The sequence below is a fragment of the Ensifer sp. LBL genome, assembly GCF_050435225.1.
Taxonomy (GTDB): domain Bacteria; phylum Pseudomonadota; class Alphaproteobacteria; order Rhizobiales; family Rhizobiaceae; genus Ensifer.
Genome location: NZ_JBNDJY010000006.1, coordinates 400,206 through 425,944, shown reverse-complemented (window position 1 = coordinate 425,944; position 25,739 = coordinate 400,206). Strand labels below are relative to the sequence as shown.

The following is a 25,739-nucleotide window of genomic DNA, read 5'->3' as shown; positions in this document are numbered from 1 at the left end:
AAGTGCCACGATTACAGGCGATCATCCGAGGGAATATGCCATGCTCAAAAGACGGTCACTACTGATGCTCGGCGCGCTTGCAACGGCACTGCCGGCACTCAGAATGACAGATGCGGGCGCTGCCGATAGCGGCCTCACGGCCGAAGAGGCGCGCGCCATCGCCAAGGATGCCTATATCTACGGTTTCCCGCTCGTCGACAGCTATCGGGTGCAGCATTCCTATTTCGTCGATCGCGGCGGTGCGGAGTTCAAGAGCGGCTGGAATACGCTCAACAACACCGCACGGGTTTACACGCCCGAGGACAAGGCGATCCAGACGCCAAATTCCGATACGCCCTACTCCTTCCTCGGCGCGGACCTGCGTGCCGAGCCGTTGGTCCTGACAGTGCCGGCAGTCGAGAAGGAGCGCTACTACTCGCTCCAGTTCATCGACATGTACACGTTCAATTTCGCCTATGTCGGCAGCCGCGCCACCGGCAGCGAGGCCGGCAGTTACCTGCTGGCGGGACCGGGCTGGAAAGGCGATACCCCGCCGGGGATAAAGGCGGTGATCCGTTCGGAAACGGAATTCGCTTTCGTGCTTTACCGCACGCAGATGTTCGATCCCGCCGACATCGAGAACGTCAAGAAGATCCAGGCGGGCTACAAGGTCGAGCCGCTGTCGAGCTTCCTCGGCCAGCCGGCACCGACGCCAGCCCCGGTCGTCGATTTCATCGCCCCGTTGAGTCCCGAGGAAGAGAAGACCTCCCCGGAGTTCTTCAAGGTCCTCAACTTCGTCCTCGGTTTCTGCCCGACAAATCCGTCGGAAACGGACCTGATGGAACGCTTCGCCAAGATCAATGTCGGAGCCGACAAGAGTTTTGATTTCGCAACCTTCCCCGCCGAGATGCAGCGGGCGATCGAAGCTGGCATGGCTGACGCCTGGGCCGCCTTCAAGGAATACAAGGAAACCGAACTCGACACCGGCAAGCGAACCAGCGGTGACAGCTTCGGCACGCGCGAGTATCTCAACGGCCGCTATCTCGACCGCATGTCGGGCGCGGCGCTCGGCATCTACGGTAACTCCAAGGACGAGGCGGTCTATCCCGCCTACTTCACCAGCGACGACAAGAAGCCGCTTTCGGGCGAAAACCGGTACACGTTGCGCTTCGAGCCCGGGCAACTGCCACCGGTCAATGCCTTCTGGTCGCTCACACTCTATGAGTTGCCAGCCAGCCTGCTCTACGCCAACCCGCTAAACCGCTACCTCGTCAACTCGCCGATGCTTGCGGGGCTGAAAAAAGATGCCGATGGTGGCGTGACGCTCTACATCCAGCACGACAGCCCTGGACCTGACAAGGAAGCAAACTGGCTGCCGGCGCCAAGCGGCCCGTTCTTCACGGCCATGCGGCTCTACTGGCCAAAGCCGGACGCATTGGACGGTAAATGGAAAGCGCCGCCGATGCAGCGCACCAACTGATCAAAGGAACCCGATAATGATGCACGCCCGTTCACTCTTCGCAGCCGGCGCGCTGCTGATCGCTGGAACAACCCCCTCCTCCGCCGCCGACCCGGTGACCGTCGGTGTCGACAACTTCATTCGCGCCGAAAGCGACATGTATGCGGCGAGCATGGTCAAGGACGGCGCCTTCGGCAAATTCCTGCACAGGCGCGAACCAGCCTCGATCGACAATCAGACCGTTATCCGCCTTAACCGCGACACACTCTATTCGTCGGCCGTGTTCGATCTCGATGCCGGGCCGGTCACCATCACCCTGCCGGACGCGGGAAAACGCTTCATGTCGATGCAGGTGATCAACGAGGATCACTATGTACCCGAGGTGGTCTACGGCGCCGGCGAAACGACGCTGACCAAGGAAAAGGTCGGCACGCGCTACGTGGTCGTCGGCATCCGCACCCTCGTCGACCCGGCCGATCCAAAAGACCTTGCCGAAGTCCATGCCCTGCAGGATGCGATCAAGTTCAAACAGGACAAGGAAGGCAAGTTCGAGATTCCCGCCTGGGATCCCGCCAGCCAGAAGAAAGTGCGCGAGGCGCTGCTGGTCCTCGGCTCGACCATGCCCGACTTCAAGAAGGCCTTCGGCACCAGGCAGGAGGTCGACCCGGTCCGCCACCTGATCGGCACGGCTACCGGCTGGGGCGGCAACCCGGACAAGGACGCGACCTATCTCAACATCACGCCCGCCAAGAACGACGGCAAGACCATCTACAAGCTCAATGTCAAGGATGTACCGGTCGATGCCTTCTGGTCGGTCAGCGTCTACGACGCGCAAGGCTTCTACGAGAAAAACGCTTACAACGCCTATGCGATTAACAACGTCACCGCGAAAAAGGCCGACGACGGCAGCGTCTCGATCCAGTTCGGCGGCTGCGATGGCAAGATCGCCAACTGCCTGCCCGTGGTCGATGGCTGGAATTACACGGTGCGGCTCTACCGGCCGCGCAAGGAAATCCTCGATGGCACCTGGCACTTCCCCGAGCCGCAGCCGGTAAACTAGACTTGGCGTGAATCGGGCAGCGGAGGCCACATGCATGGAACACAGCGATGACAACCTAGCGGCCTTCGCCGAGCATGGCGCAACGCCCCTGCCCGCAGCAACGGTTGAAGGCCATGTCGAGCGTGACGGCGCACGGATCTGGTATGCAACCTATGGATCGGGCGAGCCGGTGATCCTGTTGCACGGCGGCCTTGGCCACAGCGGCAACTGGGGCTTTCAGGTCCCGGCCCTGCTTGAGACTGGCCGCCGCGTCATCCTGATAGACAGCCGCGGCCATGGCCGCAGCACCCGCGACCGAAAGCCCTACACCTACGAACTGATGGCGGCGGACGTGCTTGCCGTGATGGACAGGCTGGATATTCAGAAGGCCGCCATTGCCGGCTGGAGCGATGGCGCCTGCATCGCGCTCACCCTCGCTTCACAGACGCCGGAACGCGTCAGCGGCGTCTTCTTCTTCGCCTGCAACATGGATCCAAGCGGCACCAAGGACATCGAGCCGAGCCCGGTGCTCGACCGTTGCTTCAGTCGCCATGCTGAAGACTACCGCGCGCTGTCGGCAACACCTGACGATTTCAGCGCCTTCGTCGATGCCGTCAGCGAGATGCAGAGGACTGAGCCGAACTACACGGCGGAAGATCTCGGCAAGATCCATGTGCCGGTCGTGATCGTCCAAAGCGAAAACGACGAGTTCATCAGGCACGAGCATGCAGACCATCTCGCCCACAGCATTCCCGGCGCCGCATTCATCCTTCTCGATGGCGTCAGCCACTTCGCACCGCTGCAGCGGCCCGATCGCTTCAATGCCGCGCTCACAGCTTTTCTGGTCGCGCTCGACGACGAGCCCGAAGGCAACGCGCAATGACGACAGTGACGAGCCCTTATCGGCTCGTCACCACGCCCTCCGGCGACGCTATTCGGCCGCTTCGGTCTCCGGCATCGGTACATAGTTGAGGATCGGCGACAGCCAGCGTTCGACCTCGCGCACCGGCATGCGCTTACGCTCGGCATAGTCCTCGACCTGATCGCGCTCGACCTTGGCGACACCGAAGTAATAGGCTTCGGGATGGCCGATATAGAGGCCGGAAACCGACGAACCCGGCCACATCGCATAGCTTTCGGTCAGGCTGACGCCGATCGTTGCTTCCGCGTCGAGCAGGCGGAAGAGCGTCGCCTTTTCCGTGTGATCGGGCTGGGCCGGATAGCCAGGCGCCGGACGGATACCGGCATAGGGCTCTCCAATCAGCTCCACGGGCGTAAACGTCTCGTCGGCCGCATAACCCCAGAGTTCCCTGCGCACGTATTCGTGCATGCGCTCGGCGAAGGCTTCGGCAAACCGGTCCGCCAGTGCCTTGACCAGGATCGACGAATAATCGTCGTTGGCGCGCTCGAAGCGCTCGGCGATCGCCACTTCCTCGATACCGGCCGTCACGACGAAGCCGCCGACATAGTCGCTGGAGCCGCTATCGGCAGGCGCGACGAAATCGGAGAGCGCCACGTTCGCGCGACCGTCGCGCTTCGAAAGCTGCTGGCGGAGCGTAAAGAAGGTCGCAAGCTCTGACGCGCGATCCTCGCCGGTAAACAGCCGGATGTCGTCGCCGACCGAACCGGCCGGCCAGAAGCCGACGACCGCCTTCGGCGCGAACCATTTTTCGTCGATGATCTTCTTGAGCATCGCCTGCGCGTCGTCGAACAGCTGCCGGGCCGCCGCCCCTTGTGCCTCGTCGTCGAGGATCTTCGGGTAGACGCCCTTCAGCTCCCAGGTCTGGAAGAACGGCGTCCAGTCGATATAGCGGGCGAGTTCGGCGAGATCCCAGCTTTCGAACACACGCGTGCCGAGGAAAGACGGCGCCTTCGCCTGGTAGCTCGACCAGTCGATCCGGTGCTGGTTGGCGCGGGCCTGCGACAACGGCAGACGGCGCTTTTCCGCCTCGTTGCGGGCATGGGCGTCGGCAACCTTGCGGTACTCGGCTCGCACCGTCTCCATGTAGCTGTCGCGCGCTTCCGGCGACAGCAGGCTCGAAACGACGCCGACGGCGCGGCTGGCGTCAGTGACGTAGACCGTTTGGCCGCGGTCGTAACGCGGATTGATCTTGACCGCCGTATGCACGCGGCTGGTGGTCGCGCCGCCGATCAGAAGCGGCACGTCGAAGCCTTCGCGCTCGAGTTCGGAGGCGACATGCACCATCTCGTCGAGCGACGGGGTGATCAGGCCGGAGAGGCCGATGATATCCACCTTCTGCTCGCGCGCCACTTCGAGGATTTTCGCCGAAGGCACCATGACGCCGAGATCGATGATCTCGTAATTGTTGCAGGCAAGCACGACGCCGACGATGTTCTTGCCGATGTCGTGCACGTCGCCCTTGACTGTGGCCATCAGGATCTTGCCGGCGCTCTGGCGCGCCTCGCCGCCATTGGCAAGCTTCTCCGCCTCCATGTGCGGCAACAGAACGGCAACCGCCTGCTTCATGACGCGCGCGGATTTCACCACCTGCGGCAGGAACATCTTGCCGGACCCGAAGAGATCGCCGACGACGTTCATGCCGGCCATCAACGGGCCTTCGATGACGTGCAGCGGCCGGGCGGCCGCAAGCCGCGCTTCTTCGGTATCGGCCTCGATGTACTCGGTGATGCCGTTGACGAGTGCGTGTTCGAGGCGCTTCTCCACCGACCATTCGCGCCAGGAGAGATCCTTCTCGCGGCCTTGAGCCCCGCCCTGGCCGCGATAGCGCTCGGCGATCTCAAGCATGCGCTCGGTCGAATCGGCGCGGCGGTTGAGCACCACGTCCTCGCAGGCCTCGCGCAGATCCGGATCGATCGCGTCGTAGACGGCCAGCTGGCCGGCATTGACGATGCCCATGTCCATGCCCGCCTGGATGGCATGGTAGAGGAACACCGCGTGCATCGCCTCGCGCACCGGCTCGTTGCCGCGGAACGAGAAGGAGAGGTTCGAGACGCCGCCCGACACATGCACATGCGGCAGGGTCTTGATGATCTCGCGCGTCGCCTCGATGAAGTCGACGCCGTAGTTGTTGTGTTCCTCGATACCCGTCGCAACAGCAAAGATGTTCGGATCGAAGATGATGTCTTCCGGCGGGAAACCGGCCTGCTCCGTCAGCAGCTTGTAGGCGCGGGTGCAGATCTCGACCTTGCGCGCCTGCGTATCGGCCTGGCCGACCTCGTCGAAGGCCATGATGACGACGGCGGCGCCATAGGCGCGGCAAAGCCGGGCGTGGTGCAGGAACGCCTCTTCGCCTTCCTTCATGGAAATGGAATTGACCAGCGGCTTGCCCTGAACGCATTTCAGGCCCGCCTCGATCACCTCCCATTTCGACGAATCGATCATCACGGGCACGCGGGCGATATCCGGCTCGGAGGCGACGAGGTTCAGGAACTCGACCATCGCCTGCTTCGAATCGATCAGGCCTTCGTCCATGTTGATGTCGATGATCTGGGCGCCGTTTGCGACCTGGTCGCGCGCGACATCGAGCGCTGCCGAGTAGTCGCCGGCAGTGATCAGCTTGCGGAACTTCGCCGAGCCGGTGACGTTGGTGCGCTCGCCGACGTTGACGAAGGGAATGTCAGAGGTGAGCGTGAACGGCTCCAGGCCGGAGAGCCGCATCAGCGGCTCGACCTTGGGGATCTCGCGCGGCGGATGCTTGGCAACCGCCCTGGCGATCGCGCTGATATGGGCGGGCGTCGAGCCGCAGCAGCCGCCGACGATGTTCAGCAGCCCATCGCGCGCAAACGCTTCCACCTGCGCCGCCATCTGCTCCGGCGTCTCGTCATACTGGCCGAACTCGTTCGGCAGGCCGGCATTGGGATAGGCGCAGACGAAGGTATCGGCAACGCCCGAGAGTTCGTCGATATGGGCGCGCATGGCATTGGCGCCGAGCGCACAGTTGAGCCCGATGGTGAAGGGTTCGGCGTGGCGCACCGAGTGCCAGAAAGCGGTCGGCGTCTGGCCCGACAGCGTGCGGCCCGAGAGATCGGTGATCGTGCCGGAGATCATCACCGGCAGGTCGATGCCCTTCTCCGCGAAGACTTCCTTGGTCGCAAAGATCGCCGCCTTGGCATTCAGCGTGTCGAAGATCGTCTCGATCAGGATGATGTCGGCGCCGCCGTCGATCAGGCCGCGGATCTGCTCGGCATAGGCGACGCGCAAATCGTCGAAGGTGACGGCGCGATAGCCGGGATTGTTGACGTCGGGCGAAATCGACGCCGTGCGGTTTGTCGGCCCGAGTGCGCCGGCGACGAAGCGGCGGCGGCCGTCTTCGGCCTCTGCGCGCTTGGCGGCGCGGCGCGCCAGCCGGGCGCCATCGCGGTTGAGCTCATAGACCATGTCCTCCATGCCGTAATCGGCCTGGGCGATGCGGGTCGAGGAGAAGGTGTTGGTTTCGAGGATATCGGCGCCGGCGATCGCATAGGCGTAGTGGATGTCCTCGATCGCCTTCGGCTGCGTCAGCGTCAGAAGGTCGTTGTTGCCCTGCTGGTGACAGGCGCAGCCGCCGAATCGGTCGCCTCGGAAATGCTGCTCGATGAAGCCGAGCTGCTGGATCTCCGTGCCCATCGCACCATCCATGATCAGGATGCGTTCGCGCGCAGCCTGGGCCAGCGCCCGCTTGATCTCGGAGCCATCCGGCTTGGAGGAAACATCGCCGAAAAGGGCGTCGATGGCGGACATGGGAAATCTCCCGTTCTGAAAACGACAAACACGAAGCCAAGTCAGTCACATAAAGATATCTTTATGTCAACATATGAAGCAATCACATTTGCCCCTCGGAGCAAAGAAAATGGCCCGCCGCAATTGCGACGGGCCACAACGAGAGCGAACTCTGGATCGGCAAATCAGAGCCGGGCCAGGCAGTCCTCGGTTTCATAAATGGCGCAAAGGATGTGGTAGAAGCTGCTCGCCGGCGCCGGCTCCTCGACGAAGCTGCCGTCGGCCTGCTGCTTGTCGCGCCAAAGGCCCGCAACCGGCGTCGCCAGGAACGTCTGGAGGGCCGCCGCTGCACGTGCGGCCGAAGCAAGATAACGCTCGCGCTCGGCACCGTTGGTGAGTGCGGCAAAGCGAACGGCCGCCTTCAGCCACTCGGTCTGCGGCCAGAGCCGCGCGATCGGATCGGCGACCGACAGGTCGTCGAGAAGCGTCATGATCGCAACGTTGCGGTTCGCACAGATGCCGTGCGCCTCGCCGATATCGAACAGCCGCCGCGCCTTGACGATCGCCTCGGCACTGCCGCGGCGTTCCGCCCAGCGCAAAAGCAGCCACGCCCATTCGAACAGGTGACCAGGCTCGACGATACGGCCCTTGTCGCCTGCCATCGGCGCCCAGTCATGATCGAAGAATTCACGCAAAACACCGCTCTCGGCATCGATGAAGTAATCCATCGCCAGATGCGCAATTTCATCGGCGAGGTTTGCCCAGCCCACCCGATCGAAGCCCTCGACCGTCTCGCTCGCCAGGCACGCCTCGAAGAGGTGCATATGCGGATTGGAGCAGAGCGGCAGGCGCGGAGGATTGTCTTCCTCGAAGCCGGCAACCGGATGCTTGACGTGCGCCTCTATCCGCGCGCGAAGGTCATTGCTGCGCTCGATCATCTCGGCTTTGCGGGCCGGCACGACCTCGCCCAGATAGGCGAAGGCGAGCAGCGCGAAAGCCTGGTTGTAGAGGTCGAATGACGGATCGAGCAGATTGCCGTCGGCATCGGCGAGCGCACCGTAAAAGCCGCTCGACTGCTTGAAAACGCGATCGAAATAGGCAAGCCCGCCTTCGGCGGCACCCCGCCAGTCGCCTGTCCAGCCGCGCCGGCCGGCTTCCGCGAAGCAGTAAACCTGCCGGGGCTGAACGCGCGCACGCCGGTTGGCGCGGGTCAGCTCGCCCGCCATATCGATCGTCTCGACGAAGCCGCCTGAATGATCCACGCCCTTGTCCCGCCAGAGCGGCAGAGCCTTGTCCGCCAGCCAATCCGACAGCACGCGTGATTGCGAAAGAATATCCAATGCCAATTCTCAGTCCTCGAGCTTCAATGCGCCGTGATCCTTGCCGAGCAAGGCCGAGAGCGCTTCGACCACCATGTTGTGGTCCTCGCGTTGCGGCAGGCCGGATACGGTGACGGCACCGATACAGCCGGTGCCCTTGACGACGATCGGGAAGCTGCCGCCATGCGCTGCATAATCGGCATCGGCCAATCCGAGCTTCGCCTGCAGATTGGTCTGTGCCTTGGCAAGCTCGCGACCGGTGGCGTAGCTGCTCTTGAACAGCCGGAACACGGTGTTGCGCTTGCGGCGCACCCAGTTCGGATTGTCAGGCGTCGCCCCGTCGAGCGCGGCATAAAACACCTGCATCGAGAAGAGCGTGATGTCGATGACGACGCCAAGCTTGCGCTCAGCCGCCATCTTGCGCAGCAGCGTGCCAAGCTCCCAGGCCGTATCGAGATCGAAGCGCTCGAACTGCAATTCCTGTTCCTGCCGCGCGATGCGGGCGAGGTCCTTGTCAATATTCATGGGGTTCAGTCCTTCCAGAGCCAGGCCGCGCCGCGCACGCCGGAGCTGTCGCCGTGCAAGGCCTTGCGAATGGGCGTTTCGAACGTGTCGCCGAAGAGGTAATTGACCACGCGCGGCGGAACGTCCTGATAGATCTCGTCGACATTCGACATGCCGCCGCCAAGCACGTAGACGTCCGGGTCGACGATATTGGTCAGCAGCGCCAGGCTGCGCGCCAGCCGGTCGACGAAGCGCTCATAGACGCCCGTTGCCACCGGGTCGCCCGCCCGCTTTGCCTCGATGATGTCGCGCCCGCGCTTTTCAACACCGGTCGTGAGACGGTAGTCCAGTTCGACGCCAGTACCGCAGGCATACATGTCGAGACAGCCGTGCTTGCCGCACCAGCATTTGTGGCCGGGATATTCGTCCTTCGTCATCCATGGCAGCGGATAGTGGCCGATCTCGGCGGCAACGCCCTGGTAGCCGGCATGCACCTTCTTGTCGATCGCAAGGCCGCCGCCATGGCCGGTGCCGACGATAACGCCAAAGACCACGTGCTCATTCTTGCCGGCGCCATCGACCGCCTCCGAGACCGCCAGGCAATTGGCGTCGTTGGCAAGCCGGACCGGGCGGCCAAGCGCCGTTTCGAGGTCGCGACCAAGCGGTTTGCCGTTGATCAGCACCGCATTGGAATTGCGCACGATACCGGTGCGCGGATTGGGGCTGCCGGGAATGCCGATGCCGATCGAGCCCTGTTCGCCCGCCGTCTGCTCGGCGGCGGCAACGAGATCGAGAACGGCGCGAATGCAATCGTCATAGCCGCTGGTCGGGGTCGAGACGCGATGACGGGCGCGCGTTTCGCCATCGCGGCCGAGCGCGATGACTTCCATTTTCGTGCCGCCCCAATCTATTCCGATGAACATATCTGGATCAGGTCTCTGATGAAGGTCTCAATGGGGAGCGCCAGCTTCCTCGGGCCGGCGCTTGCTTTGCTTAGCATTCGGAAGACGTGGAAGACCAGCCCCCGTTTCATCGTCGTTTTCAAGCCTGCCGGCGCATGCAACATCCCGCCCCGAGGAGACGGGGCCGCCCGCATTTCCTCGGGCACGCACGCAAAAACACTTGGCGAAGAGCCCTTGCTTTTGTATGGGTGCTATCCAAGTGGTCCCGTAGCTCAGCAGGATAGAGCACCAGATTCCTAATCTGGGGGTCCCGCGTTCGAATCGCGGCGGGATCACCATTCTCCAAGACCCCTGTTAATCGAACTGGACGCGGCGCGCGCCGTGCTGACGCCGTGGATGACATTAAAGCTACCCCCTCCGGAGAAAACACGGTCCAGCTGCTCGTGACCTATATGGAAATGCTCGAGCGCCCGGCGGGCGACGCGTTTCCGGCACCGATCGCGCACGCGGTGGTTACGTCCGAACGTCCGGATGCCGCCGCATTTCTTTCGCTCTATCGCGCCGTCGGCGAACCATTGCGCTGGGATCAGCGCCTGCGCATGCCCAAAGCCACTCTCGACGACTTTCTCAGCAGCCCCTCGACGAACCTCTACATCCTCCGGCTGGATGGCCGCGCGGTCGGGCTTTGCGAATTCGACCGCGCCGATACCAAGGATGTCGAGCTCACCCATTTCGGCCTGATCCCGGATGTTTACGGCCAAAGGCTGGGGCCATTTCTGCTCGATAGCGCGCTGCGCGCCGCCTGGGACCGTGGTGCAAAGCGGATCTGGCTACATACGGACGAATGGGATCATCCCAAGGCGCAGGCTACCTATCGCCGCGCCGGCTTCAGCATCTTTGCGCAGAAGTTCGAAGAGATCGTGCCCTAACGCACGCTCATCGAAGCGGCTGCCACGCCGGGCCGCGCCAGGCTTTGAGTTCCTGCAGAAACACCTGCAGCCGCGATGGCAGGAAGCGCCGCGTCGGATAGACCGCATGCACAAAGACATCCGGCGCCGACCAACCCGGAAGCACGCGCACGAGCTTGCCGCTCGCAAGCAGGCTGTCGCAGAAGATCGGCGGCAACCGGCCTATGCCGTGGCCACGCTCGGTCATGGCGCTCGCCGACTGGATGTCATGGACCGACACCGCTCCGCTCACACGCAGCCTGGCCGTTTCACCACCTTTGACCAGATGCCATTCTGCCTCGTTGCCCCGCGCATTGACCAGAACGCAGCGATGGCCGCTCAGGTCCTCGGGGCGCGATGGGGTGCCATGTTGGTCGAGATAGTCGGGCGCGGCCACCAGGAAGTGGGAGCTTCGGCCCAGGCGCTGCGCGACAAGCGACGAATCGCGCAATTCACCGAACCGCACCGCGACGTCGATGTTTTCGGCAACGAGGTCCATGAACATGTTGGTGACGAGCAGATCGACCTCGATCTCGTGATAGGTCTTCATGAATGCGGACAGGAAATCGAAGAAGGGCGGCTGCCCGAGGGTCATGGGAACAGTGACCCTCAGCAACCCCTCCGGCCTTCTCTGCGCCTCGCTCAGCACCCGCTCCGCATCGCGAAGCTGCTTCAGCGGTTCGCCGCATTCCGCATAATAGGCGCGGCCCTGCGCCGTGAGACTGAGCTTGCGCGTCGTGCGCTGGATGAGCGTGACGCCCAGTTGCGCCTCAAGGGTCGTGACCTTGCGGCTGACGGTGGAGACCGGCATGCCGAGCGAACGTGCCGCCCGGCTGAAACTCTCGAATTGGGCAACGGCGGCAAAGACCGCGATATCGTTCAGGTCGACCATTGGATGATTTTTGCATCGTTGGAAAAGTAATTCCAGATATTTCCGCCTAATCGCACAATCTGGCAGCAGCCATATTGATCTCACCGAAACCGTCCATCCACGGAGAGATCAGATGACAAACAAAGTCGCCATCATCACCGGTGCATCCCAGGGCATCGGCGCGGGCCTCACAAACGCTTTTCTGGCAGAGGGCTATAGCGTCGTCGCAACCTCGCGCAATGTCAGCCGATCGCGCGAAATAACAGAATCGGACCGGCTGGCGCGGGTCGACGGCGATATCGCCGATCCGGAGACGGCGAAACGCGTGGTGGAAACGGCGATCAACCGCTTCGGCTCGATCGGCGCGCTGGTCAACAATGCCGGCATCTTCTTCACCAAGCCCTTCGTCGACTACACCACTGACGACTACCGGCACCTGAGCGCCACCAACATCGAGGGGTTCCTCCACACGACCCAACTCGTCATCAAGCAAATGCTGGCCCAGAAAAGAGGCGGCAGCATCGTCAGCATCACGACGCCGCTTGCCGATCGCCCGATCGCAGGCATGAACGCCTCGGTCGCCATGCTGACCAAGGGCGGCATCAACGCCATCTCGAAGAACATCGCCATGGAATACGCAAGGGACGGAATCCGCGTCAACGTCGTGGCGCCGGGCGTCGTCGACACGCCACTGCACAAGGACAATCCGCGGGATTTCCTCAACACGCTTTCGCCGATGCACAGCATCTCCAGCGTCGAAGAGATCGTGGATGCCGTCCTGTTTCTGACCCGGGCGCCGCGCATCACCGGGGAGGTGCTGAACGTCGACGGCGGCGCGCATCTGGGCAAATGGTAAAGCGGTAGCACCCGCCGCTGGCGCAGAACAGCGCAGGGGAAAACAACTGCGCTGACGTCATGCGCCTGTCACGAACCCCAGCTAAACAATACTCACATCTTCCTGATGACCACGGATGAACTGGCATCGACGGAAGGTGATGAGGAAGGTCGGGTTTGCCCCGGCCTTTTTTGTTGGGCCGGGTTTTGCTCCCTCAGTCATGATCGCAAGATTGCCTTGCCGAAGCCGCCTGCTTGACAGGAGATGCAGTCTGCCTGACGGTGCGCGCATGACGGGAGGACACCATGGGTAAGCTTCTGCAAATCATCGGCATCGTCATCATCCTGGCCGCACTGGCCGCTGCGATCGCGCTGCTCGCTACCGATCCGGCAACGGCGCAGCTTCGGGCGCTGGTCGTGCTCCCTTGGGCCTTGAGCGCGATCCTGAGCGGCATCCTTCTCGCGGCTTTTGGCTCGATGCTGCGCCAGCTCAGCGCAATCCGCGCCGCGACCGAGCATCAGGCCGCCCTGTTCCAGGCCATCATTGACCGCAGGGCGCCGACCGCCGCGCAATAGGCGCTGCTATTCCGCGTTCGGCCCACCGAAACCTGATGATTTCAATCATCGGGCCTGCATACGCGCAGGCGATGACCATCGGGATCAAGCGCCACGAAGGTGCGGCCGAAGACCGCCGTCTTCAGCTCCTGCTCGATCGTGATCCCTTTGCTGCGCCACTCCGCGTAAAGGCGCTCGACCTCAGCATCGTCCTTCACCATGAAGGCGATTTCCGAGCGATGGCCGGTACCGGATGAGACGAAATCCCGCGCGCCGGTCGACCAGAGACTGAACGTCAGCCCGTTTTCGAGTTTGAAGGCGACATAGGCCGGGAAGGAAGCAACGGGTTCGCGTCCAAGGAGGCCGGTATAGAACGCGGCGCTTTTTGCCGGGTCTTCGACATAGAACAGGATGAGGTTCGGTGACAGCATCGTCGGGTCTCCTTTTCGAAGCCCGACCCTAGGCACTGCCGCTGTCAGATCCTGTCAGCATCGACCGGACAGCCAAAGGCCGCCGGGTCTTGCGATCCGGCGGCCTTTGGCTGGAAGGCGGCGCGTCAGAAGACGGCCAGGTATTTCAACAGAGAGATAATGCCGATGATGATGACGATGATCTGGACGATCTGCTTGGCGCGCGCGTCGAGCGGCAGACGCTGGACGAGATAGAGCACGAGCACGATGACGAGGAAGGTAATCAGAATTCCGATAAGCAGCCCCATGGAACACTCCCATTTTGCACACAACAGCGCCGCGATGGCGTCGGGATTGTAACTAGGACGCGAAGGAAAAAGTTCCAACCGAGGCGACAACTTATGCCACTGGTCCACCCGGGCGCAGGCCGCGCCTTGTGCTTCCGATCAGGCGAAAAGCCGGCTCAGGATGCCGGCTTGCAGGCGATGCCCTGATCCTGGTCACCTTTCGTCGCGTCGAAAAGCGTCGCCTCTTCGCCCTTCGTCCACCAGACATATTGCCCGCCGGCATATTTGGCTCCGGACGCAGCCATCACGTTTGAGGCGACGACGAATGTGCCGTCGATCGTGAAAGTCACCAGCGAAACCGGGCCGGCATTGATGTACTCCGCCTCAATCGCCTTGCCACCGCAATCGTAGCGGACCGATTGCCGGTCCACCGCATCCGCGCCGGGAACGCGGATCGTCACGTCGGCGCCTTCAGACGCTGCCGCCATCGACGCCAGTTTCAGGGCGGTGCCACCACCGGCCTTGCCAAGCACGAGCTTCGATCCTTCCACCGACCAGGAAAGCTCTGAACGCAGCGCTTCCAGGAACTTCTGCTCCTGGTTCATCACCGCCGGCACGCACATCTTGCGTGTCGATGCCGCCGGGCCGAAGGTGATCTTCGAGCCAGAGAGACTGAAAGTACCAGTGAAGTGGTTGCAGCCGGCCATGCCGCCATAGGTGCCGTCCTCGCGGATCTCCAGGGTCGACTGGAGATTGTCGATGACCCCACCTCCACCGATATCTTCGGCAAGCCAGGTGCCGACGATCTGCTGCGGCACGTTCTCGGCCGCGACCGGCTGCATCGAGGCCATCTCGATCGCCACGCAGGCGCAGGAAACGGCGGTCATGACTTTCAGCATCGCGAACTCCTTCGGCCCCGACTCAAGGCACCTGATTCTTAGCCCGCGGACGAGACGGAATGAAGACCGCGCCCTTGTTGCCGGCGGATTTCGCCTGTAGAGCCTAGCAAACAACATAAAAAACTCGGATCGATCTCGTGCAGATCATGCGCCCGCGGCCAAGGCTCAGCCGGGCATCCCGTCCGAAAAGAAGAACATGGGTATTGGCATGGCATCCCGCGACAGTGCGAAGCGCCGACTGACGATCCTCGGCTCGACCGGCTCGATCGGCACCAACACGCTCGACGTCATCGAGCGCCTGGGTGGTCGAGAGCGCTTCGACGTCGTCGCCGTCACCGGCAACGGCAACATTCCCCTACTTGCCGAGCAGGCCGTGAAGGCCGGCGCCGAACTCGCCGTCACTGCCAACGAGAGCCAGTACGAAAACCTGAAAGCGGCGCTTGCCGGCACCGGCATTCAGGTTGCTGCCGGCAGAAGCGGCCTGATCGAAGCGGCCGAACGCAATGCCGACTGGGTGATGGCCGCGATCGTCGGCAATGCCGGTCTCGCCCCGACGCTGGCGGCCGCGCGCCGCGGCGCCGACATCGCGCTTGCCAACAAGGAGTGCCTGGTTTCTGCCGGCAACCTGTTCATCGACGCGGTGAAGACGGGTGGCGGGCGGCTCCTGCCGGTCGACAGCGAACACAACGCCATCTTCCAGGTGCTGGAAGAACATCAGCGCCATGCGGTCGAGCGCATCATCCTGACCGCTTCGGGCGGCCCTTTCCGCACCAAGTCGCTTGAGGAGATGCGGCATGTGACGGCTGACGTCGCGCGCGCCCACCCCAACTGGTCGATGGGCCTGAAGATCTCGATCGACAGCGCCTCGATGTTCAACAAGGCGCTGGAGATGATCGAGGCGAAGCACCTCTTCGCGCTCAGGCCCGAGCAGGTCGAGGTGATCGTGCATCCGCAGTCGGTCATCCACTCGATGGTCGGCTACACCGACGGATCGGTGCTGGCCCAGCTCGGCTGCCCGGATATGCGCACCGCCATCGGTTATGCGCTCTCCTATCCGAGCCGCTGCAGCCTACCGATCGAGCGGCTCGATTTCGCCAAGCTGTCGCGCCTCGATTTCGAGGCGCCGGACGAAGTGCGCTTCCCGGCGATCCGGCTTGCCCGCCGGGCGATGGTCGAGGGTGGCGTGCAGGGTGCGGTGCTCAATGGTGCCAAGGAAACAGCGCTCGACGCCTTCATCGCCGGCCGCACCGGCTTTCTCGCCATGGCCGAGATCGTCGAAAAGGTGATGGACAAGCTCGCAAACCTGCCGGCCGCCGCGACGATGGACGACGTCTTTGCCGCCGACGAAAAAGCCCGGCACTTGGCGGCCGGGCTGCTTCAGTAATTCGGAGCTTTCCAACCGGCGCGCATGGCGCCGGCAAAAATGGCCTTACGCGACAGCGCGAGCCAGCGCACAGCGCGACCACAGCGAATGCAGCGCACCGACGAGATGGTCGATGTCGGCGTCCGAATGCAGCGGCGTCGGCGTGATGCGCAGGCGCTCGGTCTTCTTCGGCACCGTCGGATAGTTGATCGGCTGGACGTAGACGCCGAAGTTGTCGAGCAAGAGGTCGGAGATCCACTTGCACTTGGCGGCATCGCCCACCATGACCGGCACGATATGGCTGGGGTTCGGCATGTGCGGAATGCCGCGCTGGTCGAGCAGCGAGCGCAGACGACGCACGCGCTCCTGGTGCGCGAAGCGCTCGACCTGGCTTTCCTTCAGGTGACGGATCGAGGCGAGCGCGCCGGCGGCGAGCGTCGGCGGCAGGGCCGTCGTGAAGATGAAGCCGGATGCGAACGAGCGGATGAAATCGCACAGTGCTGCCGAGCCGGTGATGTAGCCGCCCATGACGCCGAAGGCCTTGCCGAGCGTGCCTTCGATCACCGTCAGCCGGTGCATCAGGCCTTCGCGCTCGGCAATGCCGCCGCCGCGCGGACCGTACATGCCAACGGCATGCACTTCGTCGAGATAGGTCATGGCGCCGTACTTGTCGGCGAGGTCGCAGAATTCCTTGATCGGCGCGATGTCGCCGTCCATGGAGTAGACGGATTCGAAGGCGATCAGCTTCGGCGCGCGCGGATCGGCAGCGGCGAGCTTGGCTTCGAGGTCAGCGACCGAATTGTGCTTGAAGATGACGCGTTCGCACTTGGAGTGACGGATCCCCTCGATCATCGAAGCGTGATTCCCGGCGTCCGAGAAGACGATGACGCCAGGAATCTTCGAACAGAGCGTGCCGAGCGCTGCCCAGTTGGACACGTAGCCCGAAGTGAACAGAAGCGCCGATTCCTTGCCGTGCAGGTCCGCGAGCTCGCGCTCAAGCAGGACGTGGTAGTGGTTGGTACCGGAGATGTTGCGGGTGCCGCCGGCGCCGGCGCCGCATTCGTCGATGGCGCGCTTCATCGCCTCGGTGACGACGGAATGTTGGCCCATGCCGAGATAGTCGTTCGAACACCAGACGGTGACGTCCTGAACGCCCTGAGCCGTGTGGCGCGCGGCCTTCGGGAATTGGCCGCGATGACGCGCGAGGTCTGCGAAAACCCGGTAGCGGCCTTCCTGATGCAGCCCGTCCAGCTCGTTCTTAAAGAAATTTTCGAAATCCATCATTTTCTCCAGTGCCCGGCCGCTTTTCTTCAATCAAAGCGACCTGGGGTCAACCTCGGAATGCCCGGCATCTGCCAACTGCGGCAAAAGGCCCTTGAAGCGCTGCCTGCCCAGTAAGTGCATCCGAGATGATCTAGCATTTTTGAGCCTGAGCATCTTCGCTGCTTTCACTGAAACCGTTTCAACGGGAACAGCCCTAGTTTTGAAACATTCCAAAGAAAGCCTTAGTGCATGTTCATCACGTCAAGCTTGATCGAAGTCAAGCAAGGAAGAAAAAAGGACGGCCGAGGCCGCCCTTTTTCGATATTTGTATGGCGGCAAAGGCCGGTCATGCCGCAGCCACGGCGCGTTTGGCCATGACCTTCACCAGGTTGGCGCGATAGGCCGCATCCGCGTGAAGGTCGGAGAGCAGGTCCGACGCACTGACATTGATGCCAGCGAGCGCGTCCGGCGACCAGTTGGCGGAAAGTGCGGCCTCCATCTCCGCCTGACGGAAAACGCCGTCTGCGCCCGCACCGGTGACCGCGACCCGGACCTCGCCATTGTCGCGCTTGGCGACGAAGACACCGGTCATAGCGTAACGCGAGGCCGGGTTGGCGAACTTCTGGTAGGCGGCCTTGGCAGGCGCGTCGAAGGTAACGGCGACGATGATCTCGCTGTCTTCCAGCGCCGTTTCGAACAGGCCGGTGAAGAAATCGTCAGCGGCGATCTCCCGCCGGTTGGTGACGATCGTCGCACCGAGCCCGAGCATCGCCGCCGGATAGTCGGCGGCCGGGTCGTTGTTGGCGATCGATCCGCCGATCGTGCCCATATGGCGCACATGCGGATCGCCGATATGGCTGGCAAGGCTGCAGATTGCCGGACAGACAGCTTTGAGTGCGGCCGACGAGGCCACCTCGTAGTGGGTGGTCGCCGCCCCGATCCGCACCGATCGGCCGTTGACCGAGATGCCCTGCATCTCGGCGATATGGCGAAGGTCGATCAGGTCGCTCGGCGACGCCAGCCGCTGCTTCATCGTCGGGATCAGCGTCATGCCGCCGGAGACATATTTGCCTTCGCCGGCCGCTTCCATTCGGCTGACGGCGTCCTGAACCGAGGACGCCCGGTGATATTGGGTCTCGTACATGATGTCCTCCTCAGTTGGCCGCGTTTGCCGCCGCCCACACCTTGTGCGGTGTTGCCGGCATGGTGAGCGCATTGTTGCCGATGGCGTCGGTGATGGCGTTGATCAGCGCCGGTGGCGAACCGATGGCGCCCGCCTCGCCGCAGCCCTTGATGCCCAGCGGATTGTTCGGGCAGGGCGTGTTCGAGGTCGAGACCTGGAACGACGGGAGATCGTCGGCGCGCGGCATGGCGTAGTCCATGTAGCTCGCCGTCAAAAGCTGGCCCGAGGCATCGTAGTGCACGCCTTCGAGCAGCGCCTGGCCGATGCCCTGCGCGATGCCGCCATGCACCTGTCCCTCGACGATCATCGGGTTGATGATGTTGCCGAAGTCGTCGGCGGCGACGAACTGGATGATCTTGGTCCGGCCCGTTTCCGGATCGACCTCCACCTCGCAGATGTAGCAGCCGGCCGGGAAGGTGAAGTTGGCCGGGTCGTAGAAGGCCCCTTCCTTCAGCCCCGGCTCCATGCCGGCAGGCAGATTGTGAGCGGTATAGGCGGCGAGCGCCATCTGGAACCAGGGCACCGCCTTGTCGGTGCCGGCGACCTTCAGCTCGCCGTTCTCGATGACGATGTCGCTCTCGTCCGCCTCCATCAAATGGGCGGCGATCTTCTTCGCCTTGGCTTCGACCTTGTCGAGCGCCTTGACGACAGCCGACATGCCGACGGCACCGGAGCGCGAACCATAGGTGCCCATGCCCATCTGCACCTTGTCGGTGTCGCCATGCACGATGTTGACGCTGTCGAGCGGCACGCCGAAGCGGTCGGCGACGAGCTGGGCAAAGGTCGTCTCGTGCCCCTGGCCATGGCTGTGCGAACCGGTCAGCACCTCGATCGTGCCGACGGCATTGACGCGCACCTCGGCCGATTCCCAAAGGCCGACGCCGGCGCCGAGCGACCCCACGGCTGCCGACGGCGCGATGCCGCAGGCCTCGATGTAGCAGCTCATGCCGATGCCGCGCTTCATGCCGCGACCGGCCGCTTCCGCCTTGCGGGCGGCAAAGCCGTTCCAGTCGGCTGCCTTCATCGCCGCTTCGAGCGAAGCGTCGTAGTCGCCGGCGTCATAATTCATGATCACAGGCGTCTGGTGCGGGAAGGAGCGGATGAAGTTCACCCGGCGCAATTCGGCAGGCGAGACGCCGAGTTCGCGCGCCGCCGTCTCCATCGTGCGTTCCAGGAGATAGGTCGCCTCCGGCCGCCCGGCACCACGATAGGCGTCGACCGGCGCCGTGTTGGTGTAGACGGTGCGCACATTCGCGTGGATCGCCGGGATATCGTACTGCCCTGACAGCAGCGTCGCATAGAGATAGGTCGGCACAGCCGACGAGAACAGCGACATATAGGCGCCGAGATTGGCGACCGTGTCGACCTTCAGCCCGATGATGCGGTTGTTCGCGTCGAAGGCCATCTTCACCTTCGACACATGGTCGCGGCCATGGGCATCGGTGAGGAACGCTTCGGTGCGGTCCGACGTCCATTTGACCGGCACGCCGGTGCGCTTCGACGCCCAGAGACAGACGATCTCCTCTGGATAGATGTAGATCTTCGACCCGAAGCCGCCGCCGACATCGGGCGCGATCACCCTCAACTTGTTTTCCGGCGCGACATTATAGAAGGCGCTCATCACCAGCCGGGCCACATGCGGGTTCTGGCTGGTCGTGTAGCAGGTGTAGTGATCGTCGCCGGCGTCGTAGATGCCGAGCGCCGCGCGCGGTTCCATCGGGTTTGGCGAGAGCCGGTTGTTGTGGATGGTGATCTCGGTGACATGCGCCGCCGCGCCGATCGCCTTGTCGGTTGCCGCCTCGTCGCCGATCTGCCAATCGAAGATCAGGTTACCAGGCGCTTCCGGATGAAGCTGCGGCTGTCCCGCCTCCAGCGCCTTCGACGCATCGATGACGACGGCAAGCTCCTGGTACTCGACGACAACGGCCTCGGCCGCGTCACGCGCCTCAGCGACGCTGTCGGCAACGACGATCGCCACCGCATCGCCGACATAGCGCACGGTCTCGTGCGCGAGCGGCCGCCAGGCGCCCATCTTCATCGGCGATCCGTCCTTGGAATGGATCATCCAGCCGCAGATCAGGTTGCCGATACCGTCAGCGAGCAGCTGCTTGCCGTCGAGCACGCCGATCACACCCGGCATGCCTTTGGCCGCCGACGCATCTATCTTCACGATCTTCGCATGCGCGTGCGGGCTGCGCACGAAGACTGCATATTTCATCCCCGGCACGGACATGTCGTCCGTATAGCGGCCCTTGCCGGTCAGGAACCGCTTGTCCTCCTTGCGCGCCACGCGCGCGCCAATGCCTTCAACGCCCATTGCCTATCTCCTCCCGAGATATCCAGCGACAGTCCCGACGGCCATGCATCGGTCCTGGGTGACATGCGTCAGGGGCGAGGTCCCGCCCCTCGATCTACCGCTATTCTGCGGCCACGCGGGCGCCGCTCATCTCGGCGGCGGCGGCAAGGATCGCTTTCACGATGTTGTGGTAACCGGTGCAACGACAGATGTTGCCTTCGAGCTCGGCGCGCACAGTCGCCTCGTCCAGCTGGCCCTGGTGCCTGCGGATCATGTCGACGGCGGTCATCACCATGCCGGGCGTACAGAAGCCGCATTGCAGGCCGTGATTGGCCTTGAAGGCCGCCTGCACCGGATGCAGCTCGCCGTCAGCCGCCAAGCCTTCGATGGTGGTGATCGTGGAGCCTGCCGCCTGGGCGGCGAGGATGGAACAGCTCTTGACCGATTTTCCGTCCATATGGATGACGCAGGCGCCGCACTGCGAGGTGTCGCAGCCGACATGGGTGCCGGTCAGTCCAAGATTTTCGCGTATGAATTGCACCAGCAATGTGCGGTCGTCGCAATGACCGCTCACCTGACGGCCGTTGACCGTCATTGTTACTTTCGCCATTTCGCTCCTCCGGGGTCGGTCAATGCCAACACGAGCGCGGCCGGAAAGTCGGGTGAGATGGTTCACGCGACTAAGGTACGCGCCAACTGATATCGATGCCCTTCGCCCACGGATCCGCTCCTCCGGATTTTGCGGGCTTGTTTGTATCATTTGTCTTTTTTTGGAATGCCGCAACCGCCCCCGCCCGCCGGACGATAAAATTTTTCTACACCGGTTGTATCGCGGGGAACTGAGCCTTCATGTCCCGTTCAGGAACGATATCATTATCTTGCCGCCAGGAAGAAACCGCAGCGCTCCCGTAGACTTTCGATGGGGACCGCGTATTTTCCGAACCGCAAGTTCAGGTGGAGCGGGATGTTCCCGGCTCCGCCATCATCCACGGGACGGACTGAGCGCAAGGCTTGAGATCCGTAGAGATCGGAGAGAACAACATGAAGAAAGCCATCGCACTTGTGCTGGTCGCCCTGGCGGTCGCAAGCTGCACCCAGACGGAAAAAGGCGCCGGCATCGGTGCCGTTTCCGGCGCGATCATCGGCGGCGCTGTTACCGGCGACGTCCGTGGCGCTGCAGTCGGTGCAGCAATCGGCGGTGTTTCCGGCGCAGTCATCGGCAACGTCACCGAGCAGCCTGGCCAGTGCTACTACCGCGACCGCTACGGCCGCCGCTACATCGACTCCTGCCCGCGCTAAGCCGCAGCAAGAAGATCGTCCCTCGGCGTCGCGCAAGCGCGCCGACCGAATGGTTCCCCCTCATGGCAATCGCCCTGAGGGGGTTTTTCGTTGCAACAGGCAGCAAGAAAAACGATGCACGCCTCACCAAAATGACAGGGCGTGCGCAAACCGGGTGGCTCTGCGTCACGCAATTCCGTTTCGTGGCCTCGACCTATCATGATCGAGGCTTCCCATGTCGAAACCAGAAAACACGCCCCTTCCCCCGGCCTTCAAGCGGATCGGCTGGTCCAACCTCTTTGCGCAATTTTCAGAGCAGATGGCGCTGGCCGCCGCTCCTCTGGCCGCCGTGCTTTTGCTCGCCGCAGGCCCTGCGGAAACCGGCTGGCTGCAGATGGCGCAGACGCTGCCGTTCCTGCTGCTCTCCATTCCAGCCGGTCTCGTTGCCGACCGCGCATCGCGGCGCGGGCTGATGGTCAGCTCGGAAATGCTACGCGCGCTGTCGCTGGTCGCCACGCTGTTGCTGATGCTCAGCGGCCTGCTGTCGCTGCCGTTGCTGGCCGTCATGGGCTTCGTCGGCGCCATCGGCACGGTCTGCTACAATGTCGCCGCACCTGCCCTGATCCCGGCAATCGTTCCGCGTGCGCAGCTGGCCGATGCCAACCGCTGGATGGAGCTTGCCCGCAGCCTCGCCTATTCCGGCGGACCGGCAATCGGCGGCGCGATCGTCGCATGGACGGGCGCATCGCTCGCCTATGTCGCTGCCACCTCCCTGTCGCTTCTCTCCGTCGTCCTGCTCGCCGGCCTTGGCGATCACCACCAGCCAAGCAGCCCCAAGCGCAAGCTTCTCCAGGACCTCGCCGAAGGTGCCCGTTTCCTTGCCGGCCACGCGCTATTGAGGCCCATTCTGGTGACCGCCATCGTCTTCAACACGGCCTGGTTCGTGCTGCAGGCGGTCTACGTCGCCTATGCCATTCAGACCCTTGGCCTGACGGCGACCGGTGTCGGCGTCACGCTCGGCATCTATGGTGCCGGCATGATGATCGGCGCCTTCGCAGCACCCGCCATTGCGCGCCATATCCCTTTCGGCGTGATGATCGCTCTTGGCCCGCTGGGCGGGCTGACTGCCGCGGCCGTCATGCTCTCCACTATCTGGGTTCCCTCCGGTCTCCTCGCCGGCCTCAGCTTCTTCCTGTTCGGCGCCGGCCCGGTGCTCTGGTCGATCGCCACCCTCACCTTGCGACAGGCCGTCACGCCCAATGCAATGCTCGGGCGCGTCTCGGCCTTCATCACCACCGCCACCTTCGGCGCACGGCCGATCGGCGCGGCGCTCGGCGCCGTCGTCGCCACGCGCTTCGGCGTGGAGGCATGCCTTGCCGTCGCAGCCGTCGGCTTCCTGATTCAGTTCCTCGTGATCATCGCTTCCGCCGTGCCGCAGCTGCGGGAACTGCCCGAGGCAGCCTAGCAATATGGCACGTCGGGCGAGGCCTGTGGCTCCGGCGAAGGCCGGGCGCATGCCTGGTTGTCGACACCGCAGAGCCGGCGGTTGTGCTGCGCCGACAACATTTCCGCGCTTTTTCGACGAAATCGACACCGAAATTCGGCATCAGGGGTGGATGCAACGGATCGTCATCGTTAACAGATGGAAAACCTTAGGCATGCAATAGTGACCCGGCCGCATAAGCAGGCAGTTTGTATTGGGTCGCCTGAAGACGGGATGCGGAAGCGAATGTCCCCACCACGGTCGAGTATTGCGTACTGGAAGGCAGCGACTGCGCTTGCTGTTGCCTTTACGTGCGCGCTCGGCCCGCTTTCCGCCGAGAAGGCCTATGCCTTCAAGCTCTTCGGCATGAAGTTTTTCGAGAGCGACGAGGAAGAGGCACCGGTCATCGACCCGGTCAACTACACCCTCACCTTCGACGCCGGCACCGACGACGATGAACTGAAGGAAGCGCTGGAAAACAGCTCGCAGCTCGTGCAGGGCCAGGAAAAGCCGGTCTCCGGCGATCTTGGGCTCGCCATCCGGGCCCGCGACGACCGCGACCGGCTGCTGGCCGCACTCTACGAAAAGGCCCGCTACGGCGGCACCATCGCGATCCGTGTCAACGGCCAGGACATCGACAGCCTGCCGCCGGATCCGTCTTTCCCGGATGGCAAGCCTATCCCGGTCACCGTCACCGTGACCCCGGGTCCAGTCTTCAACGTCGGTTCCGTCAAGTTCGAAGGCGACGCGGCAAGCTTCAGTCCCGCCGATTACGGCCTGCCCGCCGGCGCGCGCGCCGATTCCACCCTTATCATCAAGGCCGGCGAAAAGGTCGTGAACGACCTGCGCGAGCAGGGCCGGCCGATGGCCAAGCTCACCGAACGCAGCGCCGTCGCCAACCACGCCAATTCGACCGTCGACATCGTCATCGGCGCCAGCGGCGGCCCCGTCGCCCAGGTCGGCGAGGTCACCGTCGGCGGGACGAAGACCGTCGATCCCGGTTTCGTGCGCGACTACTCCCGCCTCAACGAGGGCCGTCCCTATTCGCCGGAGGACATCCGCAAGGCCTCCGAGCGGCTGCGCCAGCTCGGTGTCTTTTCAAGCGTGACGATCAAGGAAGCCAACACGCTTTCGCCAGACGGGTCGATCCCGATGAAGATCGAGGTCTCCGAAGGCAAGCACAAGTACTTCGGCTTCGGCGCCCAGGTTTCGACGACCGACGGCCTCGGGCTTTCGGGCTATTGGGGACACCGCAATCTCTTCGGCCGCGCCGAATCGCTGCGCATCGAGGGCTCGGTCGACCGCATCGGCGAGACCAAGGAACTGGACAAGCTCGACTATTCGGTGGGCATCCTCTTTGCAAAGCCGGGCGCCTTCGGCCCCGCCTCGACCTTTACCGCCAGCCTCAAGGCCAACATCCAGGACCCGGACGCCTATCGCGCCAAGATCCTGACGGGTGCCGCCGGCGCGACCTTCGAACTCTCGCCGACCGACACCTTCTCGGGCGGCGGCGAATTGAGCTGGGCCAACATCGACGACGCCTTCGGCTCGAATTCCTATCTGACGGCCGCGGTCCCGCTCGAATATGTGCGCGATACCCGCAACGACAAGCTGAACGCGACCGAAGGCTATCGGGCGATGATCAACGCCAAGCCGAGCTACGAGATCAAGGGACAGACCTTCTTCTCGTCCTTCGAAGCGTCGGCCTCGGGCTACCACGCACTTGGCGACGAGAAGCGCTTCGTGCTTGCCGGCAAGATCGGCGCCGGCGTGCTCGTCGGCGGCAGCGGGCTCGAGGACATCCCGGCCAACCGCCGCTTCTATCTCGGCGGTGGCGGCTCGGTGCGCGGCTATTCCTACCAGGAAATCGGCCCGCGCAATTCCGACGACCGCGAGACCGGCGGGCGCTCCTATGTCAACGCCTCGCTCGAAGCCCGCATCGCGGTCACCGACACCATCGGCGTCGTGCCCTTCATCGACGCAGGTACCGTCTCGGCCAAGACCACACCCGATTTCTCCGACATTCGCGCCGGCGCCGGCATCGGCCTGCGCTATGCCACGCCCTTCGGTCCGATCCGCCTCGACTTCGCCGTACCGCTGAACAAATATCCGAACGGAACGAAATACGGCATCTATGCCGGCATCGGCCAATCCTTCTGATTCAGGCCGTTTCTCCCGCAGGAATCG

The 25,739-nt window shown here is 63.3% G+C and carries 22 protein-coding genes and 1 tRNA gene; 11 read left to right on the top strand and 12 right to left on the bottom strand.

The window, feature by feature from the left end:
- The first annotated feature begins 40 nt into the window (after nucleotides 1-40).
- The 3 genes from OKW20_RS25095 to OKW20_RS25085 are packed head-to-tail and all read left to right on the top strand — an operon-like array spanning nucleotide 41 to nucleotide 3,360.
- Nucleotides 41-1,459, top strand: coding sequence for a DUF1254 domain-containing protein (locus OKW20_RS25095; RefSeq protein WP_429176536.1), 1,419 nt, complete (start codon nucleotides 41-43; stop codon nucleotides 1,457-1,459).
- A gap of 16 nt (nucleotides 1,460-1,475) precedes the next feature.
- The gene (locus tag OKW20_RS25090) at nucleotides 1,476-2,498 is read left to right on the top strand and encodes a DUF1254 domain-containing protein (RefSeq protein ID WP_429176534.1); all 1,023 of its coding nucleotides are present in this window, start codon (nucleotides 1,476-1,478) and stop codon (nucleotides 2,496-2,498) included.
- A gap of 34 nt (nucleotides 2,499-2,532) precedes the next feature.
- A complete protein-coding gene (locus OKW20_RS25085) occupies nucleotides 2,533-3,360 on the top strand; it encodes an alpha/beta fold hydrolase (RefSeq protein ID WP_429176531.1) in 828 nt (275 codons plus the stop codon).
- A 48-nt stretch (nucleotides 3,361-3,408) separates the two neighbouring features.
- On the opposite strand, the gene metH is transcribed toward OKW20_RS25085, so the two are convergent.
- The 4 genes from metH to OKW20_RS25065 all read right to left on the bottom strand — a co-directional run bounded on the left by metH (nucleotide 3,409) and on the right by OKW20_RS25065 (nucleotide 9,904).
- Complete coding sequence (metH, locus tag OKW20_RS25080; protein ID WP_429176529.1) at nucleotides 3,409-7,179, bottom strand: methionine synthase; 3,771 nt, start codon at nucleotides 7,177-7,179, stop codon at nucleotides 3,409-3,411.
- Between the two features lie 164 nt (nucleotides 7,180-7,343).
- Nucleotides 7,344-8,498, bottom strand: coding sequence for an AGE family epimerase/isomerase (locus OKW20_RS25075; RefSeq protein ID WP_429176577.1), 1,155 nt, complete (start codon nucleotides 8,496-8,498; stop codon nucleotides 7,344-7,346).
- Between the two features lie 9 nt (nucleotides 8,499-8,507).
- Nucleotides 8,508-9,002, bottom strand: a complete 495-nt coding sequence (locus tag OKW20_RS25070) for a heme-degrading domain-containing protein (protein WP_043614812.1) — start codon at nucleotides 9,000-9,002, stop codon at nucleotides 8,508-8,510.
- A gap of 5 nt (nucleotides 9,003-9,007) precedes the next feature.
- The gene (locus OKW20_RS25065) at nucleotides 9,008-9,904 is read right to left on the bottom strand and encodes an ROK family protein (RefSeq protein ID WP_192450917.1); all 897 of its coding nucleotides are present in this window, start codon (nucleotides 9,902-9,904) and stop codon (nucleotides 9,008-9,010) included.
- A 240-nt stretch (nucleotides 9,905-10,144) separates the two neighbouring features.
- On the opposite strand from OKW20_RS25065, the gene OKW20_RS25060 reads away from it, so the two are divergent.
- Nucleotides 10,145-10,221, top strand: a tRNA-Arg gene (locus OKW20_RS25060).
- A 54-nt stretch (nucleotides 10,222-10,275) separates the two neighbouring features.
- Nucleotides 10,276-10,812, top strand: coding sequence for a GNAT family N-acetyltransferase (locus tag OKW20_RS25055; RefSeq protein WP_429176525.1), 537 nt, complete (start codon nucleotides 10,276-10,278; stop codon nucleotides 10,810-10,812).
- A 7-nt stretch (nucleotides 10,813-10,819) separates the two neighbouring features.
- On the opposite strand, the gene OKW20_RS25050 is transcribed toward OKW20_RS25055, so the two are convergent.
- Nucleotides 10,820-11,722, bottom strand: coding sequence for a LysR family transcriptional regulator (locus OKW20_RS25050; RefSeq protein ID WP_429176523.1), 903 nt, complete (start codon nucleotides 11,720-11,722; stop codon nucleotides 10,820-10,822).
- A 112-nt stretch (nucleotides 11,723-11,834) separates the two neighbouring features.
- Between OKW20_RS25050 and OKW20_RS25045 the strand changes: the two genes are divergently transcribed.
- Both OKW20_RS25045 and OKW20_RS25040 read left to right on the top strand, forming a co-directional pair.
- Nucleotides 11,835-12,557 (top strand): SDR family NAD(P)-dependent oxidoreductase, encoded by a 723-nt coding sequence (locus OKW20_RS25045; RefSeq protein ID WP_429176520.1) that lies wholly within the window; start codon nucleotides 11,835-11,837, stop codon nucleotides 12,555-12,557.
- Between the two features lie 284 nt (nucleotides 12,558-12,841).
- Nucleotides 12,842-13,111 (top strand): hypothetical protein, encoded by a 270-nt coding sequence (locus tag OKW20_RS25040; RefSeq protein WP_429176517.1) that lies wholly within the window; start codon nucleotides 12,842-12,844, stop codon nucleotides 13,109-13,111.
- 41 nt (nucleotides 13,112-13,152) lie between these two features.
- On the opposite strand, the gene OKW20_RS25035 is transcribed toward OKW20_RS25040, so the two are convergent.
- From OKW20_RS25035 to OKW20_RS25025, 3 genes are all read right to left on the bottom strand, one after another.
- On the bottom strand, nucleotides 13,153-13,521 hold the full coding sequence (locus OKW20_RS25035) for a VOC family protein (protein WP_429176514.1): 369 nt from the start codon (nucleotides 13,519-13,521) through the stop codon (nucleotides 13,153-13,155).
- 125 nt (nucleotides 13,522-13,646) lie between these two features.
- The gene (locus OKW20_RS25030) at nucleotides 13,647-13,808 is read right to left on the bottom strand and encodes a Thivi_2564 family membrane protein (RefSeq protein WP_089044368.1); all 162 of its coding nucleotides are present in this window, start codon (nucleotides 13,806-13,808) and stop codon (nucleotides 13,647-13,649) included.
- A gap of 155 nt (nucleotides 13,809-13,963) precedes the next feature.
- Nucleotides 13,964-14,686 carry an META domain-containing protein gene (locus tag OKW20_RS25025; protein ID WP_429176511.1) on the bottom strand — a complete coding sequence of 241 codons (723 nt, stop codon included), beginning with the start codon at nucleotides 14,684-14,686 and terminating at the stop codon, nucleotides 13,964-13,966.
- A 208-nt stretch (nucleotides 14,687-14,894) separates the two neighbouring features.
- Between OKW20_RS25025 and dxr the strand changes: the two genes are divergently transcribed.
- Nucleotides 14,895-16,070: a 1-deoxy-D-xylulose-5-phosphate reductoisomerase gene (gene dxr, locus OKW20_RS25020; protein ID WP_429176509.1), complete on the top strand. Its 1,176-nt coding sequence runs from the start codon at nucleotides 14,895-14,897 to the stop codon at nucleotides 16,068-16,070.
- A gap of 45 nt (nucleotides 16,071-16,115) precedes the next feature.
- Here the strand turns inward: dxr and hemA are convergent, their stop codons facing one another.
- The 4 genes from hemA to OKW20_RS25000 all read right to left on the bottom strand — a co-directional run bounded on the left by hemA (nucleotide 16,116) and on the right by OKW20_RS25000 (nucleotide 21,401).
- Nucleotides 16,116-17,330: a 5-aminolevulinate synthase gene (gene hemA / locus OKW20_RS25015; protein ID WP_043614792.1), complete on the bottom strand. Its 1,215-nt coding sequence runs from the start codon at nucleotides 17,328-17,330 to the stop codon at nucleotides 16,116-16,118.
- 328 nt (nucleotides 17,331-17,658) lie between these two features.
- The gene (locus OKW20_RS25010; RefSeq protein ID WP_043614790.1) at nucleotides 17,659-18,456 is read right to left on the bottom strand and encodes an FAD binding domain-containing protein; all 798 of its coding nucleotides are present in this window, start codon (nucleotides 18,454-18,456) and stop codon (nucleotides 17,659-17,661) included.
- 10 nt (nucleotides 18,457-18,466) lie between these two features.
- Entirely contained in the window at nucleotides 18,467-20,812 is a 2,346-nt protein-coding gene (locus OKW20_RS25005; RefSeq protein WP_429176505.1) for a xanthine dehydrogenase family protein molybdopterin-binding subunit, read from the bottom strand.
- A 100-nt stretch (nucleotides 20,813-20,912) separates the two neighbouring features.
- The gene (locus OKW20_RS25000) at nucleotides 20,913-21,401 is read right to left on the bottom strand and encodes a (2Fe-2S)-binding protein (protein ID WP_034802397.1); all 489 of its coding nucleotides are present in this window, start codon (nucleotides 21,399-21,401) and stop codon (nucleotides 20,913-20,915) included.
- 431 nt (nucleotides 21,402-21,832) lie between these two features.
- Between OKW20_RS25000 and OKW20_RS24995 the strand changes: the two genes are divergently transcribed.
- The 3 genes from OKW20_RS24995 to OKW20_RS24985 all read left to right on the top strand — a co-directional run bounded on the left by OKW20_RS24995 (nucleotide 21,833) and on the right by OKW20_RS24985 (nucleotide 25,712).
- A complete protein-coding gene (locus OKW20_RS24995) occupies nucleotides 21,833-22,090 on the top strand; it encodes a glycine zipper domain-containing protein (protein ID WP_034802400.1) in 258 nt (85 codons plus the stop codon).
- A gap of 214 nt (nucleotides 22,091-22,304) precedes the next feature.
- Nucleotides 22,305-23,534 carry an MFS transporter gene (locus tag OKW20_RS24990; RefSeq protein ID WP_429176502.1) on the top strand — a complete coding sequence of 410 codons (1,230 nt, stop codon included), beginning with the start codon at nucleotides 22,305-22,307 and terminating at the stop codon, nucleotides 23,532-23,534.
- A gap of 264 nt (nucleotides 23,535-23,798) precedes the next feature.
- Nucleotides 23,799-25,712, top strand: a complete 1,914-nt coding sequence (locus OKW20_RS24985) for an autotransporter assembly complex protein TamA (RefSeq protein WP_429176499.1) — start codon at nucleotides 23,799-23,801, stop codon at nucleotides 25,710-25,712.
- Nucleotides 25,713-25,739 lie beyond the last annotated feature (27 nt).